The organism is Chryseobacterium vietnamense (genome assembly GCF_031454475.1).
GTDB classification, from domain to species: Bacteria; Bacteroidota; Bacteroidia; order Flavobacteriales; family Weeksellaceae; genus Chryseobacterium; species Chryseobacterium vietnamense.
Genome location: NZ_JAVDQX010000004.1, coordinates 78,090 through 98,764, shown reverse-complemented (window position 1 = coordinate 98,764; position 20,675 = coordinate 78,090). Strand labels below are relative to the sequence as shown.

Genomic DNA, 20,675 nt, shown 5'->3' with positions numbered 1-20,675 from the left:
TTTAAAAAATAAGATTGAATATTTGAGCAGACTTAGGATTTTTATTTTAACGCAAAGTTTTACATTAAGATACTTTTGAATTTAAAGGGAGCAAAGATGGAATCAATAAGATTGATTTTTTCTAAGCGTTCGTATGATCCATTAGCTTCATCTGTGACATTGTCGCTTCACTTTGCTTCCTCAGATAATAGATCGAATTCAATAATCTTTGCATTTAAATAAATTAAAAAACAGATCCCAATCTGGAATCTGTTTGCATTCTATCAAATAATTATAAATAGAGTTTATACTCTTAACTCTCAGTTTTATTTAAGGGTAAACTTCACTTTCGTTTTAATAGCATCGGAAGAATTTCCAATCTGTGCTTCAAAGTCTCCCGGTTCAGCCACCCAATCGTGTTTTTGAGCATCAAAATAGCTTAAAGCCGTTTTATCAATAGTAAAACTCACTTCCTTTTGTTCTCCCGGATTCAGATATATTTTTTCAAAACCTTTCAGTTCTTTTGAAGGACGGGGAACAGATGATTTTAAATCACTGATGTAAAGCTGAGCCACTTCAGCACCTGCTTTTTTACCTGTATTTTTAACCGTTACTGTAAACGTGATTCTGCCGTCTTGTGAAATGGTGGTCTGGTCTGCTTTCGCTTTTCCGAATTCAAAAGTGGTATAGCTCAATCCATGTCCGAAACTGAACAACGGTTTTATATTTTTAGTATCATGCCAGCGGTAGCCTACAAAAATGCTTTCATTGTAAGTAATATTGATCGGATTTTTCTGATCTTTCCCCTTTCCTGCGGCAAATTCGTCTTTCTGCCCCGGATACTCTCCAAGCTGGTGTGCTGAGTTGTCTTCAAGTTTTACAGGGAAAGTAAACGGAAGCTTTCCTGATGGGTTGGCATCTCCTGCTAAAATTGCAGCAATAGAATTTCCGGCTTCAGAACCCAGATACCATGACTGTAAAATAGTGGGAACCTCTTTAATCCATGGCATTGCTACAGCATTTCCTGAAACTAAAACAACAGCAAGGTTTTTATTCGCTTTGGCAAGAGCAGAGATCACGTGATCCTGATTGTAAGGGAGTCCATAGCTTTTTCTGTCGTTTCCTTCACTGTCCTGGAAGTCTGCTTTATTCAATCCTCCTACAAAAATGACGTAGTCTGATTTCTTAGCCAATTCTACTGCTTCATTCAGTAATTCAGCTTCAGAGCGGGTGTCTTTTAGGTCCTGTCCGGATTTTACGCCATTGTATTCACCTCCGATATCACCTACATAACCTCTTGCATACTGTACATCAGCCTGTTTTCCAAATCTGGATTTGATTCCGTCTAAAGGAAGGGTTTCATATTTTACTTTCAATGAAGAAGACCCTCCGCCAACAGTCATTATTTTAATGGCATTTTCTCCGATAACCGCTATCTTTTTAGCCTTATTAATATCAATCGGAAGAACATTGCCTTGATTTTTTAATAAAACAATCCCTTCTTCACCAATTTCTTTCGCAACGGCTTTATGCTCTTCAGAAGCAATATTTCCAAAAGGTTTGTTGCGGTTCATCGTCGTTTTATAAGCAAGGCGAAGTAATCTTGTTACTTTGTCATCCAGTTCTTTGGTACCTACTTTTCCTGCTTTAATCAGATCTAGATAAGGCTTTGCCAGATAGTAGTTGTCATAGGCATTTTTAGTTCCGGCAGAAAGTCCGTTGGTCCAGGATCCGAATTCCAGATCAAGACCGTTATGAATGGCCTGTTCTGTATTGTTGACAGCTCCCCAATCAGAGACTACAACCCCTTTATAGTTCCATTCTTTCTTTAAAATATCATTTAAAAGATACTGATTCTGGCTGGCGTACTGGCCTTTGTACATATCGTAAGCACCCATGATTGTCCACGAATCACCTTCTGTTACTGCTGCTTTGAAAGGAGGCAGATAAATTTCGTAAAGGGCTCTGTCATCTACATTCACATTGCTCGTATGGCGGAACATTTCCTGGTTGTTTAGTGCAAAATGTTTTACAGAAGTTGCCACACCATTAGATTGTACGCCTTTGATATAAGGAACAACCATTTTTGAAGTCAGATAAGGATCTTCACCCATATATTCAAAGTTTCTTCCGTTTAATGGAGTTCTGTAAATATTAACTCCAGGTCCCAGAAGAATATCTTTTTTTCTGTAGCGGGCTTCTTCACCCAATGCTTTCCCATAGTTCCATGACATTTTTTTGTTCCAGGTTGCGGATAAAGCAGTCAGGGCAGGGTAGGCGATAATAGAGTCGTTGGTCCATCCGGCCTGATCCCATTCGTCCCACATTACCTCAGGACGAACCCCGTGTGGACCATCTGTGGTCCAGAATTCAGGAATTCCCAATCTTGGTACACCCGGTGAACTGAATTTCGACTGTGCGTGAAGCATAGCTACTTTTTCTTCCAGTGTCATTCTTGATAGTGCATCCTGAATACGCTGTTCTACAGGTTTGGATTCATCTAAATAAACGGGGATGGTAGTATTTGTCTGAGCCATATAAGAAGCAGAAATAAAGGTGAGTAAACTTATAATGACGGTTTTCTTTAACATAATGCCTTTCTATTTGATTAAAAACAAAAATAAAGAAAATTTTTTATTATCTCAAATTGAGAAAATAAAATTTAGCAAATAAAAAAACTGCCTGCTTATTGGCGGACAGCTTTTATTCAATATTGTATTTGTACATGTGAAAAAACTGAAGAGAAGTTGATGGGAAACATAAAAGTGAAAAGGCTAAAAGCGAAATTCAAAATGATAAAAGACGAATGAAGCTACTCCCGTATACTTTCATTCAACACCTCGAATCTTACAATGCTCCTAACACAGTGTTTAGATTCCTACGGAATGACAAGACGGACGTATAGGTATAGCGTGTAGTTTGTTCATTCCAAAGGAATCTAAACTCAAACCCTCTTACTCTCCAACCCTCCAACTCGCATCCCGAAAACTCGTACCCCGACCCGAATCCCGAATCCCGAATCCTCTCTCTCAACTCTACTACTCTAAAACCCTCACACTCTCAAACTCTCTCATCAATCCCATCCTTTCACAGCACCTCCTTTGAAAATTTCTTTAGCTTTCTTTTCCACTTCGGGAGATTGGTAGGCTTTTACAAAGTTTTTTACTTTCTGGCTGTTTTTATTATCTTGTCTCGCAACCACCACATTCACATAAGGGGAGTCTTTATCTTCCACAAGAATTCCTTCTTTTTCCTGATTCAAACCTGCCTGAGCCGCAAAATTATTATTAATCACTCCCACAACAACATCTCTGTCCTCCAACACTCTTGGAATCTGAGCACCTTCAATCTCCATAATTTTGAGTTGTTTCGGGTTTTCTGTAATATCTGTTACTTTCGGTAGAAGTCCTACGCCAGCTTTCAATTTCAGCAATCCGCTTTTTTGCAGAAGCAATAAAGAACGTCCTCCATTCGTAGGATCATTGGGAATAACAATCGTATTGCCTGCCTGTAATTCACCGACATTTTTAATCTTTTTTGAATAGGCTACAATAGGATAAACAAATGTATTGCCTACAGGGGCAAGATTATAACCTCTCTGCTTCGACTGTTCTGTTAAATAAGGAATATGCTGGAAAGCATTGGCATCAATATCTCCGTTAGTCAATGCTTCATTGGGAACTACATAATCATTGAAAGGGATCAGTTCCACTTCAAGATTGTATTTTTCCTTCGCTACTTTTTTGGCTACCTCTGCAATTTCCTGCTCCGGACCGTAAGTAATTCCTACACGGATAAAGTTCGGATCATCTTTTCTTCCTGAACAGGCACTGAACAGCAATATTCCTGCAGCCAATACACCAAAAATCTTTATTTTTTTCATTCTATTTTTTTATTTAAATACCATTGAAGCAAAAGAGCAAAAAGTTTTTACCTTTTCCATATCCCGAAACTCTCACCCCGAATCTCAAACCCTCTCACCCAAAAACTATCTGTGATCAAATCTTTTTGACAATCTGTCGCCCATAAACTGGATGATGAAAACCAAAAGAACAAGCAGGATCAAGACCGTATTCATAATAACAATATCATATCCGATATATCCGTACTGGTAACCTACCTGTCCAAGTCCACCTGCTCCTACAGCACCGCCCATTGCAGAATATCCTACAAGCGTAATCAAAGTGATAGTAGCATTGTTGATTAAGGATGGAAGGGCTTCAGGAAGCAATACTTTCCTAATGATCTGTAATGGAGAAGCTCCCAAAGCTCTTGCCGTTTCTATAAGACCATGAGGAACTTCAATCAGGCTGTTCTCCACGAGTCTTGCAATAAAAGGAGCTGCTCCCACACTTAGCGGAACCAAAGCTGCATTTACTCCAATAGAAGTTCCCGCCAGAACTCTGGTAAAAGGAATCATCCACACGATCAGAATAATAAAAGGAATAGCACGGAAAATATTAACCAGAATAGATAATCCTCTATGATAGACCACATTTTCCAGCAGTTGGCCTTTTCTGGTTAAAAATAACATGATTCCTACCGGAAGTCCCAGCACAAATCCAAAAAATCCGGATAAAAATGTCATATAAACCGTTTCCCAGGTTCCTTTTGCCAAAAGGGCAATTACCGTATCACTAAGCATATCCTTTTACTGTATTTTGAATTTTATTTTGGTTGAAATAATAGATCGCCTGTTGATTTTCTTCAGTTTCCCCCTGAAGCTGCAAAAGTAGTTTACCGAAATTGGAATTTCCGAAATATTCTACATCTGCCTTTAACAGTTTATAAGGGATTTTATATTGATTGTACAGCGTTGAAAGAATTTGTTCAACACTGATGTTTTCGTTAAGTTCTATTTCGACCAGCGGAAATAAACCTTCTTTGGGTTCTTTCTGCAGTCTGCTGATGAGTTCCTGTGGCAGGGTCATGATGTCTGAATTAATGAACTGGCGGATGATCGGATTCTCTTTATCCGAAATAATCTCGCTCAACGTTCCTTTTGTTAATAATTTTCCTTTGTCGATCACGGCAACATGGTTGCAGACCGCTTTGATGACTTCCATTTCGTGGGTAATTAAAAGGATGGTAATTCCCAGTCTCTGATTGATATCTCTTAAAAGCTGCAAGATAGATTGTGTTGTAGCAGGATCCAGTGCACTGGTTGCTTCATCACAAAGCAGAAGGTGAGGATCATTGGCCAGAGCCCTTGCAATGGCCACTCTCTGTTTCTGTCCTCCGGAAAGGCTTTTGGGATAATCGTTGGCTTTATCTTCAAGTCCTACAATCTTCAGAAGTTCATTTACTTTTCTGTTGATTTCGTCCTTGCTGGTATGATCCAGTTCCAATGGAAGCGCTACATTATCAAAAACAGTTCTTGAAGAAAGAAGATTGAAATGCTGGAAGATCATTCCGATTTTTTTACGTTCCTCAGCCAGTTGTCTGGAACTGAGCTTTGTAAAATCCTTTCCATTGATAATAATCTGTCCCTCATCCGGTCTTTCCAATAGATTGACGGTGCGGATCAGTGTACTTTTTCCTGCACCTGAAAAACCGATAATTCCTACGATATCTCCTTTATCTATAGTAAGACTCACCTTATCCAGTGCTTTGAAAGACTGTTTTTTCTGATGAAATGTTTTTGATATGTTTCTGATTTCTATCATTCTGATTTTATATACTTTTTAAATAGGCTGATAAGGTCTGCCTGTTCTGTTTAAAAATCTCCTTACTCTTCTGATTTTGACCTTGGCCCGTTTTGAAAGTCTGAAATACTTGGTGACATTTGTTAGAAGTACTCCCAGCAATATGACGAATAAACCATACAGCTGACCTCCATTGATGCTTTGGTGTGCAACAATCCAGCCTGCAATCACTGTTACAATAGGATTGATATAGGTATGGGTGCTTACCAAAGCAGCGGGTTTTACGGACAGAAGCCAAATGTACGACAAATAAGCGACTATCGATCCAAAGAAGATCAAAAATAGAACCCCAAACCATGCCGATAACGGAACAGTTGAAACTGAAAAACCAGTCCATTCTTTTCTGAAAAAAGCAATTAGAAAAGAGGCTAATCCTGCTACGATAAGCTGTTGTGCAATATTCATGAAGGTAGATTGAGAAGCCGGATTTTTCTTTGAATATAATGAGCCGAGTACCCAGGCAATGGAGCTTAATCCTAATACCACAAACGCAGTAATACGTAAGTTTCCATCTGCCAATGTATGAGCATTAGAATTTACACTTCCTTTTAGAAACATAATCAATCCTACGAAACCGATCACCAATCCTATCGGAATGAATTTATCTGAAAAATAATATTTCCAGTTCTTTTTGTCGATAGCAATAAACCAGAATGGCCCGGTTGCAATCGAAATTGCAGCTTCAGAAGCCGTCACATATTGTTCTCCCCAGGCTACTAGACCGGTTCCTCCGGTAAGAATAAGAATGCCGGTGATTGCATTTTTCTTCCAGTTGATCAGAGAATTGGCTTTTTCTCCCTTAGACAGTAGATATCCTATCATCAGAATTCCGGCAACCAGAAATCTTAATCCCGAAAGAATGAAAGGCGGAAAACCTTTTAAGCCAAATGATATAGCTAAAAACGTAATTCCCCATATCACATAGATATTTGTAAAAGCCAATGGAATCAACCATTTGTTTTTAGAATTGCTCATTTTTATATTTTTAATGTTGTTGTGTTAATGAAAAAAGGCTCTACTACGTGGTAAAGCCTTTGAAAATATATCTAAATAAAAGTAAGGTCAACCACAGTATTTTTGATGTACAGGCATACACATATCCTTCATCATATTTTTGATGCTATGTTTTCTCATTGAATTATATTTTAATTCTGCCTTCATTTTGTTTTATTTCCTGAATACGTTTGCAAATATAGAATATAATTTTTATTAGTCCACTAAAAAAGTAGGCTTTTTGAATATTAAATTATCATTAATAGATTAATTATTTGTAAACCAGTGTTTTATAATTTGTTTTATTTTGAATTTAAAGTATTGAATAGATTGGTTTTAGAATTTTTTGGAAAAAGAAGATCATATTTCCCCTAAAATAGGCGTTATGAAAAAGGCAATATAAAGTGAAATTGATGAGAATTATGCAAATGTTCATTTCCTGTAAAAATGATGCTGCAAAATTGAATTCCTGCATTTATTAAACTAGTTAAATGTACAGGATTTCTGTTCACTGTAATTTAGCATCAAAATAAAAAGACAATGGACAATAGAATTTTAGGTCTGCATCATATTACTGCTATTGCAGACAACGCGAAAAGAAATTTAGATTTTTATACCAAAGTGTTAGGCGTAAGACTGGTAAAGAAAACCGTGAACTTTGACGACCCGGGAACGTATCATTTCTATTTCGGAAATGAAGAAGGAACACCGGGAACAATTCTTACATTCTTTCCCTGGGAGGGAATAGGAAAAGGAAACAACGGAAGCGGTATGGCAACTCATATAGGATATTCAGTACCGAAAGGAAGTCTTGAATTCTGGAAAAATCATTTACAAAGCTTCAACGTAGCTACAGAAGAAGGAGAAATATTCGGAGAAAAAATGATTTCTTTTAAAGATCCGGACGGTCTTCAGTTACAGTTGATAGAACCGTTAAATGAAGACAACAGAAAAGTATGGACAACAGACGATATCAAAGATGAAAATGCATTAAGAGGCTTCCATAATGTAACTTTAACCCTGACAAAAGCAAATCCTACCATCAAAGTTCTGACAGATATCTTAGGATACGATTTGCAGAAACAGGAAGGTGAAAGATACAGATTGGCTACTGATGCTATAGATACTGCTAATCTAGTTGATATTATTGAAAATGATAAAATTCCTGCAGGAAGAAATGCAGCGGGAACCAATCACCATATTGCATTCAGAGTAAAAGATGACAATGTTTTAATGGAATATCGTGAGAAAGCTTTATCTGCAGGATTAAGCATCACCCCGAAAATCAACAGGGATTATTTCTATTCATTATATTTCCGCGAGCCGGGAGGTGTTTTATTTGAAATTGCAACCGACAATCCGGGATTCACTGTAGATGAACCTTTGAATGAGTTGGGGACCAACCTTAAACTTCCTGTTCAATACGAAGGAATGCGTGAGAAAATAGAAGGAGTATTGCCGAACTTATCATAGATCATCGGTCATATTTTATAAAGATGCTAATTTTGAATAAAGATTTAAACATCCGGAATATAAACTTATTGTAACAGGACGTTTCATAGAATCAACATGTTGATTCCATTCTTAAGTCAACTTAAAATATGAAGGATTATTATTAAATCTTTGCTTTAAAAAAACACGATTTAATACCAAAAAAATAAAAAAAATGGAAAGAACAGAAATAGTTTTAGAAGGAAGAAAGGGAGAGATTCAGCTTTTCTCAGACGATCATAAAGCAGGTAAAATGGATATTTCAGTCATTGGAAAAAAGCTGACGGTTTATCATACGGAAGTAAATCCGGAATATGAAGGAAAAGGATTTGCTAAAATCTTATTGGAAAGACTGGTTTCCTATGCAAGAGAAAACGACTTAAAGATTTTACCGCTGTGTCCGTATGTTCACGCACAGTTCAAACGTCATCCGGAAGAATATAATGATGTATGGTTGAAGGAAGAACTCTAGTGAGTTTGAGAGTCGGGTTTCGGGATGCGGGTTTTTGAGATTCGAGATTCAAGTTTGAGAGTCGGAGGGTAAGAGGGTTTGAGAGTCCGGGCTAAAAAACAAAAGTGAAAGCCAAACAATTCATACAGCTTCTCTCGAACTTATCAACCCGAATCCCGCATCCCGAAATCTCGCATCCCATCATAATAACCAATTAACAATTTTATCACAATGAAACTTATCACAGGACTGCATCACGTAACGGCAATTACCGGCAATGCACAGGAAAATATAGATTTTTATACAGGAGTTTTAGGACTTCGACTGGTCAAAAAAACAGTCAATTTTGATTATTCAGATGTTTATCATTTTTATTTCGGTGACGAATACGGAACACCGGGAACGATTATGACAACTTTTCCCTATGGTAAAGACCTGATCAATGGCAGACATGGAAAAGGAATGCTCAATACCACTGCTTTTTCAGTTTCTATAGATGCCCTGGATTATTGGATGAACCGTCTGGAACAGTTTAATATTCCTTTCAAACAGCCGCAGCAAAGGTTTTCTGATGAAGTTTTTATTTATCTAGAAGATTTTGACGGGTTAGGATTGGAACTGGTTTTTAATGATAAAGACGAAAGAAAAGGGTATTACAATGGCTATATTCCTAAAGATTATGCCATCAAAGGAATCCATCACGTAGAAATCTGGCAGGATGCCTATGAAAGAACAGCGGCCCTTCTGACAACTCAGATGGATCATAAAGTGATCAGAGAAAGTCCTGACAGATTGAGATTGGGAACAGACAATATGCCGGGGAAATATGTAGATCTGCTTTCTACCCCAAATGCTTTAAAAGGTTTAGCAGGAAGAGGCACCGTTCATCATGTAGCCTTTGCGACTCCCGATGCGGAATCCCAGCTTGAAATGGTAAAAAGACTGAATGCATACGGACTGGAGCATACTGAAGTGAAAGACAGAAAATATTTTACTTCCGTATATTTTAAAGAGCCGGGAGGCGTTTTATTTGAAATTGCCACGTCAGGCCCAGGTTTCGATGTAGATGAAGAGGCAGCATTTTTAGGAGAGGATCTGCAATTGCCCCTACAGTTTGAAAAAAGAAGAGAGCGCTTGAAAGAAGTTCTTCCCAAAATTGATTATCCAACAGAAAAATTCAGATAAAAATAATGAGTCATATTTTAAATATAAAAACAGCAGGAATTCCATTAAATCAGGCAGGAAAAGCTTTAATCATGGTTCATGGGCGCGGAGGAAGTGCTCAGGATATACTAAGTTTATCCCAGCATTTGAATGTAAAAGACTATGCATTACTGGCTCCACAGGCTTTGAATCACACATGGTACCCTTTTTCATTTATTGCTCCGGTAGAACAAAACGAACCGTGGTTATCATCAGCCCTTGAAATGGTTGGCGAAACAGTAAAAGCTGCTGTCAATGCAGGAATTAAACATGAAAATATCTACTTTTTCGGATTTTCCCAGGGAGCCTGTCTTACCCTTGAGTTTCTGGCCCGCAATGCTCAGAAGTTCGGTGGAGCAGCTGCCATTATTGGCGGAGTGATAGGAGATAAGATCAATCGTGAAAATTATCAAGGAGATTTTGCCGGAACCCCCGTCTTTCTGGGAACCAGCAATCCCGATTTTCATGTTCCGGTAGAAAGAGTATATGCAACAGCCAATATCTTAAGAGAAATGAATGCTGAGGTAACAGAGAAAGTATATGCCAATTTCGGACACTCTATTAATGAAGAAGAAATTGAATTAGCCAACTCGGTTATCTTTAAGTAAGTACTTTTAACTTTGAATTATTTGTAATTTTTAATGATCTTTTAAGTATTTAATTAGATATTCAATAGCGGTGGGCTTTAGCCCACCTTTAAAAAATAAAAATACTACTGGCTTTAGCCAAAACTTAACTACTCAGAATCTGAGATCTAACTTCTGAAAAACTATGCACGAACAACTCCTTTTAATCCTCGGTCTTTTATTACTCGTCATGATGCTGGTCATGCTGGCACAGCGGATTAAGATTGCTTACCCTATCTTTTTAGTGCTTGCCGGATTGGGAATCAGTCTTATCCCGGGAGTTCCTGTTTTAAAACTGGATCCGGAGATTATCTTTCTGATTTTTTTGCCCCCACTTTTATACGAAGCCGCATGGTACACCTCATGGAACGACTTCTGGAAATGGAAACGTCCCATCAGTCTGCTGGCTTTTGGACTGGTATTTCTGACATCTCTAGTGGTTGCCTATACTTCACAGATGCTGATTCCCGGATTTACCCTGGCATTAGGATTTTTATTGGGAGGAATTGTTTCACCACCGGATGCTGTGGCTGCTACTACCGTTTTAAAAGGATTAAAAGTACCGAAACGTACCATTGCCATATTGGAAGGGGAAAGTTTGATTAATGACGCCTCTTCACTGATTGTTTTCAGATTTGCTCTGGCAGCAGTCATGACAGGTACTTTTTCAATGCATGAAGCTACCGGGCAGTTTTTTCTGGTAGCAGGAATGGGAATTGTCGTAGGAATTGTGGGCGCTCATGTTTTTTATGCCATTCATCGTTTCTTACCAACCACACCAGCGATTGATGCAGCACTTACCGTAATGACGCCCTACATTCTGTTTCTTTCAGCAGAGCATTTTCATTTTTCAGGAGTGATGGCGGTGGTGAGCGGAGGACTGTTTATGTCTTTCCGTGCGCATGAAATTTTCAAAACCGGAACCACAAGAATCAACATGACAGGAGTCTGGAACACGCTGATTTTTGTGATGAATGCTTTAGTCTTTGTATTAATTGGTCTTGAACTTCCGGACATTATTAATGGATTAGGGGAAATTTCAGTAATGGAAGGAATCAAATATGGTTTAATAATAAGCCTGATCGTCATTGCAGTACGTCTGTTATGGATTTATCCCGTAGCTCATATTCCCAGATGGCTCAGTGAAAAAGCCCGCCGTGATCCGAGTCCCGGATGGAAAAATCCTTTAATCATAGGATGGGCAGGAATGAGAGGAGTGGTTTCTTTGGCTACAGCCCTGTCTATTCCGGTAATGATGAATAGTCAGGCCGAATTTCCCATGAGAAACCTGATTATTTTTATCACATTTGTCGTCATTTTTGTGACATTGGTTTTTCAGGGATTGACATTACCTTTGATTATTAAATTAACAAAAATAGGAGAGATCGATCATATCCTTCCTTCCCATGAACAGCAGGCCGGAATTCAGATGAGACTCGATAAACTTGCCGTTCATAAACTCGACAGCGAATACAACGAAGCTGTAAATAGCAATGGCCTGCTGGAAAATCTTAAAAAAGCACTGGAAAGTGATATCAAACTTCACCAGAATCATTTAAATTCAATTGAAATGTGTACGAACAGGCGAAATGATATGGCCGAATATCATACAGTGATGCTGGATATATTTGCCTTACAGCGAAAAGAACTCTTTAAAATGAAACGAGAAAAGCTCTTCAGCGATGATGAGATCCGAAAAGCAGAATCGCAGCTGGATCTGAATGAACTGAAAATTACAGGGAATAAGCACTTGTAGAGCGAGGTGAGGGTTTCGGGATGCGGGTTGATGTGTTTGAGAGTCGGAGGGTATCAGAGTAATTCTACTTTATTTTCTAAACCTATTCCACTCTTTTTATCCTTTACTTCTGCAATCTAAACCTTAAACATTGAACTTTAAACCTTAAACAAGATGAAAACATTACATTTTTTAGTGATTGGAAAGAACCAGGAAATTCTGGATACGTTAAAAAGAATTATAGAAAATAATGAAGGCTGGACAGCAGAAATACAAAGTGATGAAAATTTCTGCTATGATTATATAAAAGAAAATACAGTGGATATTGTCCTTTTAAGCTCTGGCTTAGGAGATGATTTTGAGAAAGATATAAAAATATTTTGTGCCGGTTTGGATAAAGAGGTGAAAGTAATTGACCATTATGGAGGAGGAAGTGGACTTTTAAAGAACGAAGTTTACAGTCTTTTTCCTAATTTGCAGGGGTAAACTCTGCATTATGTTTGAAAATATCATTAAAAATATTTCACGATTTATCTCAATTACCCAGGAAGAAGAAAAAGCATTTACCGGTCTGTTGTCCTGCCAGACGTTTCCCAAAAAAACAGTATTACTGAGGGAAGGAGAAATCTGCCAGTTTGAAGGGTATATTCAGAAAGGATGTTTGAGAATGTATTGTCTGGATGATGATGGAACCGAAGTGACATTGCTGTTTGCCATTGAAGACTGGTGGATCAGTGATATCGCATCGTTTCAGGAGCAGAAGCCTTCTAAGGTTTTTATCGAAACGCTGGAAGACTCTGAAATCTATATGCTGAACCCGGCAACAAAAGAAAAACTGCTGCAGGAAGTCCCAAAATTCGAAAGAGTTTTCAGAATGTTGGTTCAACGGAATCTTGCAACCCTGCAAAGCAGGTTGGTAGACACTATTTCCAAAACGGCATCCGATAGATACCTTGAATTTATCAAAGTTTACCCTTCCATCCCGCAAAGAGTAGCACAGTATTATATCGCTTCTTACCTTGGGGTTTCAAAAGAATTTGTAAGTACCATCAGAAAACGGCTTGCTTCAAAAGAGAAATAACTTTATTACATCACGCGAGCATTTACGACCTGAGAAAATGGAGCGTTAAAAAAATGAATTCTGTGAACGTTAAGAAAACTCTTATGTTTGAGTGCGGATGAAATTGTGATTGTAAATATACATTGATTCCGCACGAGTTTAGAGTTTTTAGAGAACAGACTTCATTTTTAGCGGAAGTTTCTAAGTCTTGAATTTTTGGTTCTTTTGCTTCAAGGTAAAAGAACAAGCAAATATTTACTCCTCACAATTAGAATCATATAACCACACTCCCAGATACAAAAGTTTCCTAATTTTTTTTTGCTTTAAAGTCATTTATTAAACTAGTTAAATGTGCAGGGTTTCCCATTACCCTAAATTTGTCCTGTCAAACAAGAACAAATAACAATCTGATATGGACAGAAAAGATTTTTTAAAGAAAGGATTATTGGGAACAGGAATGTTTGTAGCATCAGCTTCTTTGGCCAGCGCTATGAAAAATGACATCGATGAGATCGAACCATTAGAACCGATCGGATACAATCATCTTCCCAATACAGAATCAAAAATAAAAGAAAACTCCGTCATTCACAGAGCCGACTCAAGAGGAAAAGCAGATCATGGATGGCTGTTGAGCAACCATACTTTCAGTTTTGCCAATTATTACAATCCTGAGAGAATGCACTTCGGAGTTCTGAGAGTTCTGAATGACGATAAAGTAGAAGCAGGAAGAGGTTTCGGAACACATCCTCACGACAATATGGAAATCATCAGTATTCCTTTGGAAGGCGATCTTGAACATAAAGACAGCATGGGAAATACAGCAGTGATCAGAAGCGGAGATATTCAGGTGATGAGTGCCGGGACAGGAATTATGCACAGCGAGTTCAACAAAAACAGCGATAAGCTTGTAAAATTCCTTCAGATCTGGATTTACCCGAAAAAAAGAAATGTGACGCCAAGATATGATCAGATCACTTTAGACAAAACGAAAAGCCACAATCAGTTTCAGCAGATCCTTTCTCCCAATGCAGATGATGAAGGAGTATGGATCCATCAGGATGCCTGGTTTCACCTGGGAACTTTTGACCAGAATACAGAAACACGTTATCAGATCAGAAAAAAAGGAAACGGAGTGTATGTTTTCATTTTGAAGGGAAGCGCAGAAATAGGCAGTGAGACTTTGGAAGAACGCGACGGCTTCGGAGTATGGGATATTCAGGATCTCGATATCAAATCCCTTAAAGAAGGCACAGAAATCCTTGTAATGGATGTACCTATGACGCTTTAAAATTATTCTACATTGAATGGCCAATGCCATTTTAAATAAAAGAAATAATGAACCTTGTTTCATTACATTGTTGATTGAGCCTCCTTTTTTTAGGGGGCTTTTTGTATAAAAAAATATGATCACGATTACATATCTGACAAGTAATTTTAAACGCAAAGTTTAATATCCCTTTTTTAAATTTCTAAGGAAGCAAAGATGGAATCAATGAAATTGATTCTTTCCAAGCTTATGGATTATCCTTCTGCTCCATCAGCGACTTTAGTCGCAATTCTTTGCTCCCTCAAATAAATAATAGAATCCAATAAACTTTGCGTTTACATATGTTGTAAAACTTTAGTTCTTTAGAATATAAAAACGTAATTTGCTCTTTCTCAACTTTAAGACCTCAATCCTCAACGAAATTTGAAAAGTCAAAAAAAATCCCGATTTTTGCACTCCTTCAATAAACCCGAGTTCATGAAATTATGTATTGCCGAGAAACCCAGTGTTGCCAGAGATATCGCCAAAGTATTGGGCGCTACCATGCCTAAACAAGGCTATATGGAAGGGAACGGCTATTGCGTAACATGGACGTTCGGACATCTTTGCACCCTGAAAGAACCTCACGATTACGGTCCGCAGTTTAAATCCTGGAACCTTTTTTCACTGCCTATTATTCCCAGCAGCTTTGGAATCAAGCTGATCCCGAATAAAGGTGTTGAAAACCAGTTTAAAGTAATTGAAAGATTGGTGGAAGAATGTGATGAGGTCATTAACTGCGGGGATGCCGGGCAGGAGGGAGAACTCATTCAGCGTTGGGTATTGCAGAAAGCAAAATGCAACAAACCTATCCAGCGTTTATGGATTTCTTCATTGACGGAAGATGCTATTAAAGAAGGATTTGCCAGTTTAAAGCCTGCTGAAGATTACAAAAATCTGTATCTGGCCGGAAATGCCAGAGCGATAGGTGATTGGCTGTTGGGAATCAATGCTACGAGGCTTTTTACCAAGAAATTCGGAGGAAATAAAGCAGTTCTTTCCATTGGAAGAGTGCAGACTCCTACCTTGGCGATGCTGGTGCAGCGTCAGAAAGAAATTGATGCCTTTACCACAGAAGAATATTGGGAGCTGAAAACCAGATACCGTGACGTCCTTTTCAGTGCAGCGATCGATCGTTTAAAGACATTGGAACGGGCAGAAAAAGGATTGGAATACCTTAAAGTCAATCCATTTGAAATCGTTTCTTTCGAAATTAAAGAAGGAAAAGAAAAAAATCCACGACTTTTCGACCTGACCGGACTTCAGGTGGAAGCCAATAAAAAATACGGATATTCAGCAGAAAATACATTGAATTATGTACAAAGTCTTTATGAAAAGAAGCATGTAACCTATCCGCGTGTTGATACCACCTACTTATCAGACAGTTTATATCCGAAAATTGCTGGAATCCTTCAGAAGATGTATCCTTATCAGGATCTGATCGCTCCGTTGCTGGAAGCTCCGATTCCAAAATCAAAAGCGGTTTTCGACGATACGAAAGTAACCGATCACCATGCCATCATTCCTACGGAAATTCCACCTTCCCAGAACCTGAGCAGGGAAGAAAAACTGATTTATGATCTGATCGCAAAGCGCTTCATTGCTGTATTCTATCCGGAATGTAAAATTTCCAATACCCTGGTAGAAGGAAAAGTAGGAACCATTCCTTTCAAAACCAGTGGAAGACAGGTTCTTGAAGCAGGATGGAGAGCCGTTTACGCCAAAGAACCTAAAGAGGAGGCCACCGATAAGGAAAAAGAAAAAGAGGAAGAACAAACGATTCCTGAGTTTGTTGTGGGAGAAACGGGACCACATGATCCAATGATTCACCAGGGAAAAACAACACCTCCAAAACCTTATACCGAAGCAACTTTGCTGAGAGCGATGGAAACAGCCGGAAAACAGGTTGAAGATGAAGAACTGCGTGAAATGTTGAAGAACAATGGTATCGGAAGACCATCTACCCGAGCCAATATCATTGAAACCCTTTTCAAAAGAAAATACATCGAGAAGAAAAGAAAAAATCTGATTGCTACCCAAACCGGAATCCAGCTGATCGATACCATCGAAGATGAGCTGTTAAAAAGCCCGGAACTGACCGGAGAATGGGAATCCAAGCTTCGTAAAATTGAAAAAGGAGAGTACGAAGCTAACCTTTTCAAAGAAGAACTGATCCAGATGGTGACAGAATTGACTGAAAAAGTAGTCTACGGAAAAGGAAAAGTGATTACCCTTCAGGAGGAAGAAAAAGAAGAAGTGAAGGAGAAGAAAAAAAGAGAACCTGCACAGAAAAAAGAACTGCAGTCCTGGGAAGAAACGAAATGCCCGAAATGTAAAGACCACAACCTGATCAAAGGAAAAACCGCCGTAGGCTGTTCCGATTTCAAAAACTGCGGCTTTAAAATCACCTTTGAAATTTTCGGCAAAAAATTATCAGATAAACAGCTTCTTGATCTTGTTTTAAAAGGAAAAACTTCAAAATTAAAGGGCTTTACCACACATCCGGAAGCCATTATAGAAGGTGTTCTGACTTTAAGTGATGACTTTCAGACACAACTTAGCTAATCTAATTTTGACATTATCCTATTTTATCGAAGATAAAATCTTAGCGCCTTAAAAAAACAGTTTAGAAAATAACTTGCGTCTTTGCGTTTTCCAACCAAATTATACCGAGATTCCTACGTAAGGATAAGTTTTACGAATAGACTAAACATTGTATTTGTCATTCAGCAGGAACCCAACCATACACTTATCTATAGAATTAGAATAGTTACCCTATTTACAAATACCCCAAATGAAGACGTAAAAATTCCCCTCCACCGGAGGGGTGGTAAAAATTCAGAGAATTTTTGACGGGGTGGTTATACGTTTTCTGAACACGTAATCATCAGGAAATCCCAACATTCTCTTTTTTCTGCTTGATAAACTGAAAAACAGATCCGGCAATAAAAAGCAGAAAAATAACAAGAAGAGTCTGTCCAATGACCGGATCTTTGATATCTTTAGCCAAAGGATGGCCAAGCGGAACCCGTGTCAAAGTCTCATTTACAGTAGGAACCAGCGACAGAAAAAAGCTGAATGACAGCAGGAAATTCTCAAAATACCTGGCTTTCTTACTTTCTTTTTTACTGACAGAAAGAAAGTAAGCCACAGCAATCAAAACAAGGATAAATAATGAGAACACATGCCCTGCATTAAAACCTCCGTTTTTGGAGATACCCAACGCTGTAAGTGAAGTGATGGCAGTCGCATAAAAATAGACTTTTCCTGACGGCTGAGCCAGATTGATTTTACCATACTTGATAAACCCTATAATTGCACCAGACAGTGCTGTGATGCCAATAATGGTATGAAAAATTCCTAAACTTGATAGATTCATATTGATTTTATTTTAAATGTATACTTATTCAGTTGGAGCAACAGGTATATTTGTATTGCCTGAAACTGATGGTACAAATTTGCGATAGAATCAAAGAAAAGATTTTGGGATTTAGTTCAAGAATTTGAGGTTTTGGTCCAAAAAAAACATTCCTTATCGAAATAAGGAATGGCCGTATCATAAAATAGGTTCAATTATTTTTCTTTCCGTTCCTGACGATAGCCTGAAGGAGCGACAAGATATTTATCGCTGAAGTTTTTTGTGAAAGTGGCCAGATCATTGAATCCGCAGTCGAATGCGATATCGCTGATACGTTCATCCGATATTAAAAGTAATTCGGCGGCTTTCTCCAGTTTTTTGTTCCTTATATAATTAGCGGGAGTATCGTTGTAATGTTTTGTAAATTCTCTTTTGAAGGAGGAAACACTTAGATTACTTTGTCCGGCGAGTTGTTCGATGGTAAGCTGTGAGAATAAATTCGCTTCAATGATTTGCTTAAAAGAATAAGTGGTGGGAGAAAAAAGCTGTGACAGGATCAGCTGAACAGAATCAGCATTTTGTGACTGAGCCAGCAGCAAAATGATTTCCTTGAGTTTTAAAACTAATATGTCTTCATTTACAAGGGAAGGGTTTTCAAAATAAAAAAGCAGCCCTTCTACATACTTCTGAATCAGAAAGTCATTATTTATTTTCTCATTGGATTGGTTTGAAACGATATTGGCCGGCTTTTGCAGCAATAATGGTAATTCCCTGTCATATATTTTTTTAAGGATATCCGGGTAAAAAGTGACGATCACAATTTCACAATGATCTTCTGACTTTGAATTCTGAATATGTTTTCCGGAGCTGATACAGTTCAGAAACAGAGAATAATTTGCAGAAACATCAAACTCCTGTTCCTTTGTTGTATACTGAAACTCACCTTTAAGCACATACAGAAAACAGGCTTGCTCAGAAACCGGGAAGTCATATCTGAAAGTTCCTGACATATCAATTTTTTGTATCAGGGTTTTCCCAAACAATTCATGTTTTTTGTAATCATTCAGCATAATGGAGTTCGTGAATTTTTGAATTCAATAATCAGGAAAAGTTAAATAAATTTTCACTGTAAATGTAAAGCAAAACTACATTTTATCGGAGATAAAATCTTAGGCCTTAAAAACATATAGTTTGGCAACAATTTGCGACTTTGCGTTTTCCAACCAAACTATGGCTTTATGGATAAATTACACGTCGTATTTGTCATTCCGAAGAAATCCGGCTTTACACTTTTTTTGACTGGTGGTTTACCGGAACAATTTCTCATACCAACCGCCAACATCGCTTTTAATCTCCTCATGATGCTTACATAAAATCACAGCCAGCTCCAGCTCAGATCTGTCGGCCAGATAAGAATTCAAAGTAAGAAATCCAAAGAAATTTCCATCCTGGTCAACGATCGCCGGAGGATAAGAAGCGTAAGCATTCCATGGAGAATAGGGACCATAGGTGCTCCCATAGTTTCCATAAGCGTTCCAGATTGATTTTGAGCTGAAGACATTTCCATAATCACTGAACTTATTCCATATTGAATTTTTATCAAAATTATCACAGTTTAAGCATCCCAGATATTCTTTTTGATCCGCGCCGCCATATAGATGCAGAGTTTGCGCATGAAAGACACAGCATAAGAGAAGACCTAAAACAATAAACACTTTTTTACAATGATACATAGAATGATTATTTTATTAAATGAAGACAACTTTCAGAAATAAAAAGGCGGGAACTAACCTCCATCTTCTCGCTTCCATCTTCCAGCCCTAATGATATCAATCTACCTTAAACTTCTTCGGAGACTTTCCGGTGATCTGGGTAAATTTTCTGTAAAAATACTCCAATGTATTAAAACCCGATTCAAAACATATATTTTTAATCCCAATTTCAGGATTGCTGATCAGCAATTGCTTGGCATGTTCTATTCTCAGTTGGATAATATACTCTACCGGAGTACAGCAGTAAGAATGCTTAAACTTTTTGAACAGATTGGCTTCGCTCATTCCTGCGATCACAGTAAGTTTCTTGATGGTAATCGGTTCTCTGTAATTGTTTTTGATAAAATGAACCACCTCCTGAAGTCCGTTCTGTATATTTTCTTTCTTGTCAGAATGCAGCAGGATATTTTTTGCATTGGTTTTCATCAGTTCATAAATCAATTCTTTCAGATTTAAACTTAAAAGAAAATCTGAGGTACCATGAAGATTTCCGTCAATTCTTCTGTTATAAAGATTGGTAAGGCTTCTACACAAAGATTCATCTGAACTTACAAACTTTTCCGTTGCATTTTCCTTCATCATAATTCCTGTTCTGTCCCAGTCCGGATGCCAGTTTTCGATTACTTCAGAAAATACACTGTCAATATATTCCTGTTCTATATTCAATACAAGACACCTGGTAGGTTCTTTGAAAACAGGATGGATATCTATGCTCAATTCCTTGTTGCAAGGCGGAATAAACACCCTTCTTTCATTAAACTCAAAAATTCCATCCTCACTGCGGATGATCTTATTGCCACTTAGCATCAGCGTGATTACAGGCTTTTCAAAAAAGAAAGGAAAATCATGACAATCTACATTCGTTTCAAATACATTCAATTCACCGAAAGGAATGCTGAAAACAGTTCTTTCTTCGATCTTTTCCATGATAGGTAGAGTTTAGGTTAAAAAAAATAGAGAATAAGTAAATGAATTATATCATGTTATTGCCATTTT

At 37.9% G+C, this 20,675-nt stretch carries 18 protein-coding genes; 9 read left to right on the top strand and 9 right to left on the bottom strand.

Annotated elements, in window-relative coordinates:
• Positions 1-305 precede the first annotated feature (305 nt).
• The 5 genes from J2786_RS17550 to J2786_RS17530 form a co-directional block, all read right to left on the bottom strand.
• Complete coding sequence (locus J2786_RS17550; protein ID WP_374710525.1) at positions 306-2,516, bottom strand: glycoside hydrolase family 3 C-terminal domain-containing protein; 2,211 nt, start codon at positions 2,514-2,516, stop codon at positions 306-308.
• A gap of 536 nt (positions 2,517-3,052) precedes the next feature.
• Positions 3,053-3,862: a methionine ABC transporter substrate-binding lipoprotein MetQ gene (gene metQ, locus J2786_RS17545; RefSeq protein ID WP_047433778.1), complete on the bottom strand. Its 810-nt coding sequence runs from the start codon at positions 3,860-3,862 to the stop codon at positions 3,053-3,055.
• Between the two features lie 105 nt (positions 3,863-3,967).
• A complete protein-coding gene (gene metI / locus J2786_RS17540; protein WP_047433776.1) occupies positions 3,968-4,624 on the bottom strand; it encodes a methionine ABC transporter permease MetI in 657 nt (218 codons plus the stop codon).
• Positions 4,617-5,645 carry a methionine ABC transporter ATP-binding protein gene (locus tag J2786_RS17535; RefSeq protein ID WP_047433774.1) on the bottom strand — a complete coding sequence of 343 codons (1,029 nt, stop codon included), beginning with the start codon at positions 5,643-5,645 and terminating at the stop codon, positions 4,617-4,619. Before J2786_RS17535 ends, metI begins: the two co-directional genes overlap by 8 nt.
• 18 nt (positions 5,646-5,663) lie before the next feature.
• Positions 5,664-6,659, bottom strand: a complete 996-nt coding sequence (locus J2786_RS17530; RefSeq protein WP_052187109.1) for an EamA family transporter — start codon at positions 6,657-6,659, stop codon at positions 5,664-5,666.
• Between the two features lie 558 nt (positions 6,660-7,217).
• On the opposite strand from J2786_RS17530, the gene J2786_RS17525 reads away from it, so the two are divergent.
• The 9 genes from J2786_RS17525 to J2786_RS17485 all read left to right on the top strand — a co-directional run bounded on the left by J2786_RS17525 (position 7,218) and on the right by J2786_RS17485 (position 17,114).
• The gene (locus J2786_RS17525) at positions 7,218-8,150 is read left to right on the top strand and encodes a ring-cleaving dioxygenase (RefSeq protein WP_047433772.1); all 933 of its coding nucleotides are present in this window, start codon (positions 7,218-7,220) and stop codon (positions 8,148-8,150) included.
• Between the two features lie 193 nt (positions 8,151-8,343).
• Positions 8,344-8,640: a GNAT family N-acetyltransferase gene (locus tag J2786_RS17520; protein WP_047433770.1), complete on the top strand. Its 297-nt coding sequence runs from the start codon at positions 8,344-8,346 to the stop codon at positions 8,638-8,640.
• Positions 8,641-8,850: 210 nt separating this feature from the next.
• A complete protein-coding gene (locus J2786_RS17515; protein ID WP_047433768.1) occupies positions 8,851-9,804 on the top strand; it encodes a ring-cleaving dioxygenase in 954 nt (317 codons plus the stop codon).
• Positions 9,805-9,809: 5 nt separating this feature from the next.
• Positions 9,810-10,430 (top strand): alpha/beta hydrolase, encoded by a 621-nt coding sequence (locus tag J2786_RS17510; protein ID WP_047433767.1) that lies wholly within the window; start codon positions 9,810-9,812, stop codon positions 10,428-10,430.
• Between the two features lie 163 nt (positions 10,431-10,593).
• Positions 10,594-12,204 carry a Na+/H+ antiporter gene (locus J2786_RS17505; protein ID WP_047433765.1) on the top strand — a complete coding sequence of 537 codons (1,611 nt, stop codon included), beginning with the start codon at positions 10,594-10,596 and terminating at the stop codon, positions 12,202-12,204.
• Positions 12,205-12,357: 153 nt separating this feature from the next.
• A complete protein-coding gene (locus J2786_RS17500; protein ID WP_047433762.1) occupies positions 12,358-12,669 on the top strand; it encodes a hypothetical protein in 312 nt (103 codons plus the stop codon).
• Positions 12,670-12,679: 10 nt separating this feature from the next.
• A complete protein-coding gene (locus J2786_RS17495) occupies positions 12,680-13,264 on the top strand; it encodes a Crp/Fnr family transcriptional regulator (protein ID WP_047433760.1) in 585 nt (194 codons plus the stop codon).
• A 391-nt stretch (positions 13,265-13,655) separates the two neighbouring features.
• On the top strand, positions 13,656-14,531 hold the full coding sequence (locus J2786_RS17490) for a pirin family protein (protein WP_047433759.1): 876 nt from the start codon (positions 13,656-13,658) through the stop codon (positions 14,529-14,531).
• Between the two features lie 456 nt (positions 14,532-14,987).
• Entirely contained in the window at positions 14,988-17,114 is a 2,127-nt protein-coding gene (locus J2786_RS17485) for a type IA DNA topoisomerase (protein WP_047433757.1), read from the top strand.
• A 322-nt stretch (positions 17,115-17,436) separates the two neighbouring features.
• Here the strand turns inward: J2786_RS17485 and J2786_RS17480 are convergent, their stop codons facing one another.
• The 4 genes from J2786_RS17480 to J2786_RS17465 all read right to left on the bottom strand — a co-directional run bounded on the left by J2786_RS17480 (position 17,437) and on the right by J2786_RS17465 (position 20,606).
• Positions 17,437-17,928: a hypothetical protein gene (locus J2786_RS17480; protein ID WP_047433755.1), complete on the bottom strand. Its 492-nt coding sequence runs from the start codon at positions 17,926-17,928 to the stop codon at positions 17,437-17,439.
• A 194-nt stretch (positions 17,929-18,122) separates the two neighbouring features.
• Positions 18,123-18,977: a helix-turn-helix domain-containing protein gene (locus J2786_RS17475; RefSeq protein WP_047433754.1), complete on the bottom strand. Its 855-nt coding sequence runs from the start codon at positions 18,975-18,977 to the stop codon at positions 18,123-18,125.
• A gap of 237 nt (positions 18,978-19,214) precedes the next feature.
• The gene (locus tag J2786_RS17470; RefSeq protein WP_047433752.1) at positions 19,215-19,640 is read right to left on the bottom strand and encodes a hypothetical protein; all 426 of its coding nucleotides are present in this window, start codon (positions 19,638-19,640) and stop codon (positions 19,215-19,217) included.
• 96 nt (positions 19,641-19,736) lie between these two features.
• Positions 19,737-20,606 (bottom strand): helix-turn-helix domain-containing protein, encoded by an 870-nt coding sequence (locus tag J2786_RS17465; RefSeq protein WP_047433751.1) that lies wholly within the window; start codon positions 20,604-20,606, stop codon positions 19,737-19,739.
• Between the last annotated feature and the right edge of the window lie 69 nt (positions 20,607-20,675).

Bases quoted from the DNA above. Each gene is read 5' to 3' on its own strand.
- J2786_RS17550 (WP_374710525.1), bottom strand. From the start codon at position 2,516: ATGGCTCAGACAAATACTACCATCCCCGTTTATTTAGATGAATCCAAA.
- metQ (WP_047433778.1), bottom strand. From the start codon at position 3,862: ATGAAAAAAATAAAGATTTTTGGTGTATTGGCTGCAGGAATATTGCTG.
- metI (WP_047433776.1), bottom strand. From the start codon at position 4,624: ATGCTTAGTGATACGGTAATTGCCCTTTTGGCAAAAGGAACCTGGGAA.
- J2786_RS17535 (WP_047433774.1), bottom strand. From the start codon at position 5,645: ATGATAGAAATCAGAAACATATCAAAAACATTTCATCAGAAAAAACAG.
- J2786_RS17530 (WP_052187109.1), bottom strand. From the start codon at position 6,659: ATGAGCAATTCTAAAAACAAATGGTTGATTCCATTGGCTTTTACAAAT.
- J2786_RS17525 (WP_047433772.1), top strand. From the start codon at position 7,218: ATGGACAATAGAATTTTAGGTCTGCATCATATTACTGCTATTGCAGAC.
- J2786_RS17520 (WP_047433770.1), top strand. From the start codon at position 8,344: ATGGAAAGAACAGAAATAGTTTTAGAAGGAAGAAAGGGAGAGATTCAG.
- J2786_RS17515 (WP_047433768.1), top strand. From the start codon at position 8,851: ATGAAACTTATCACAGGACTGCATCACGTAACGGCAATTACCGGCAAT.
- J2786_RS17510 (WP_047433767.1), top strand. From the start codon at position 9,810: ATGAGTCATATTTTAAATATAAAAACAGCAGGAATTCCATTAAATCAG.
- J2786_RS17505 (WP_047433765.1), top strand. From the start codon at position 10,594: ATGCACGAACAACTCCTTTTAATCCTCGGTCTTTTATTACTCGTCATG.
- J2786_RS17500 (WP_047433762.1), top strand. From the start codon at position 12,358: ATGAAAACATTACATTTTTTAGTGATTGGAAAGAACCAGGAAATTCTG.
- J2786_RS17495 (WP_047433760.1), top strand. From the start codon at position 12,680: ATGTTTGAAAATATCATTAAAAATATTTCACGATTTATCTCAATTACC.
- J2786_RS17490 (WP_047433759.1), top strand. From the start codon at position 13,656: ATGGACAGAAAAGATTTTTTAAAGAAAGGATTATTGGGAACAGGAATG.
- J2786_RS17485 (WP_047433757.1), top strand. From the start codon at position 14,988: ATGAAATTATGTATTGCCGAGAAACCCAGTGTTGCCAGAGATATCGCC.
- J2786_RS17480 (WP_047433755.1), bottom strand. From the start codon at position 17,928: ATGAATCTATCAAGTTTAGGAATTTTTCATACCATTATTGGCATCACA.
- J2786_RS17475 (WP_047433754.1), bottom strand. From the start codon at position 18,977: ATGCTGAATGATTACAAAAAACATGAATTGTTTGGGAAAACCCTGATA.
- J2786_RS17470 (WP_047433752.1), bottom strand. From the start codon at position 19,640: ATGTATCATTGTAAAAAAGTGTTTATTGTTTTAGGTCTTCTCTTATGC.
- J2786_RS17465 (WP_047433751.1), bottom strand. From the start codon at position 20,606: ATGGAAAAGATCGAAGAAAGAACTGTTTTCAGCATTCCTTTCGGTGAA.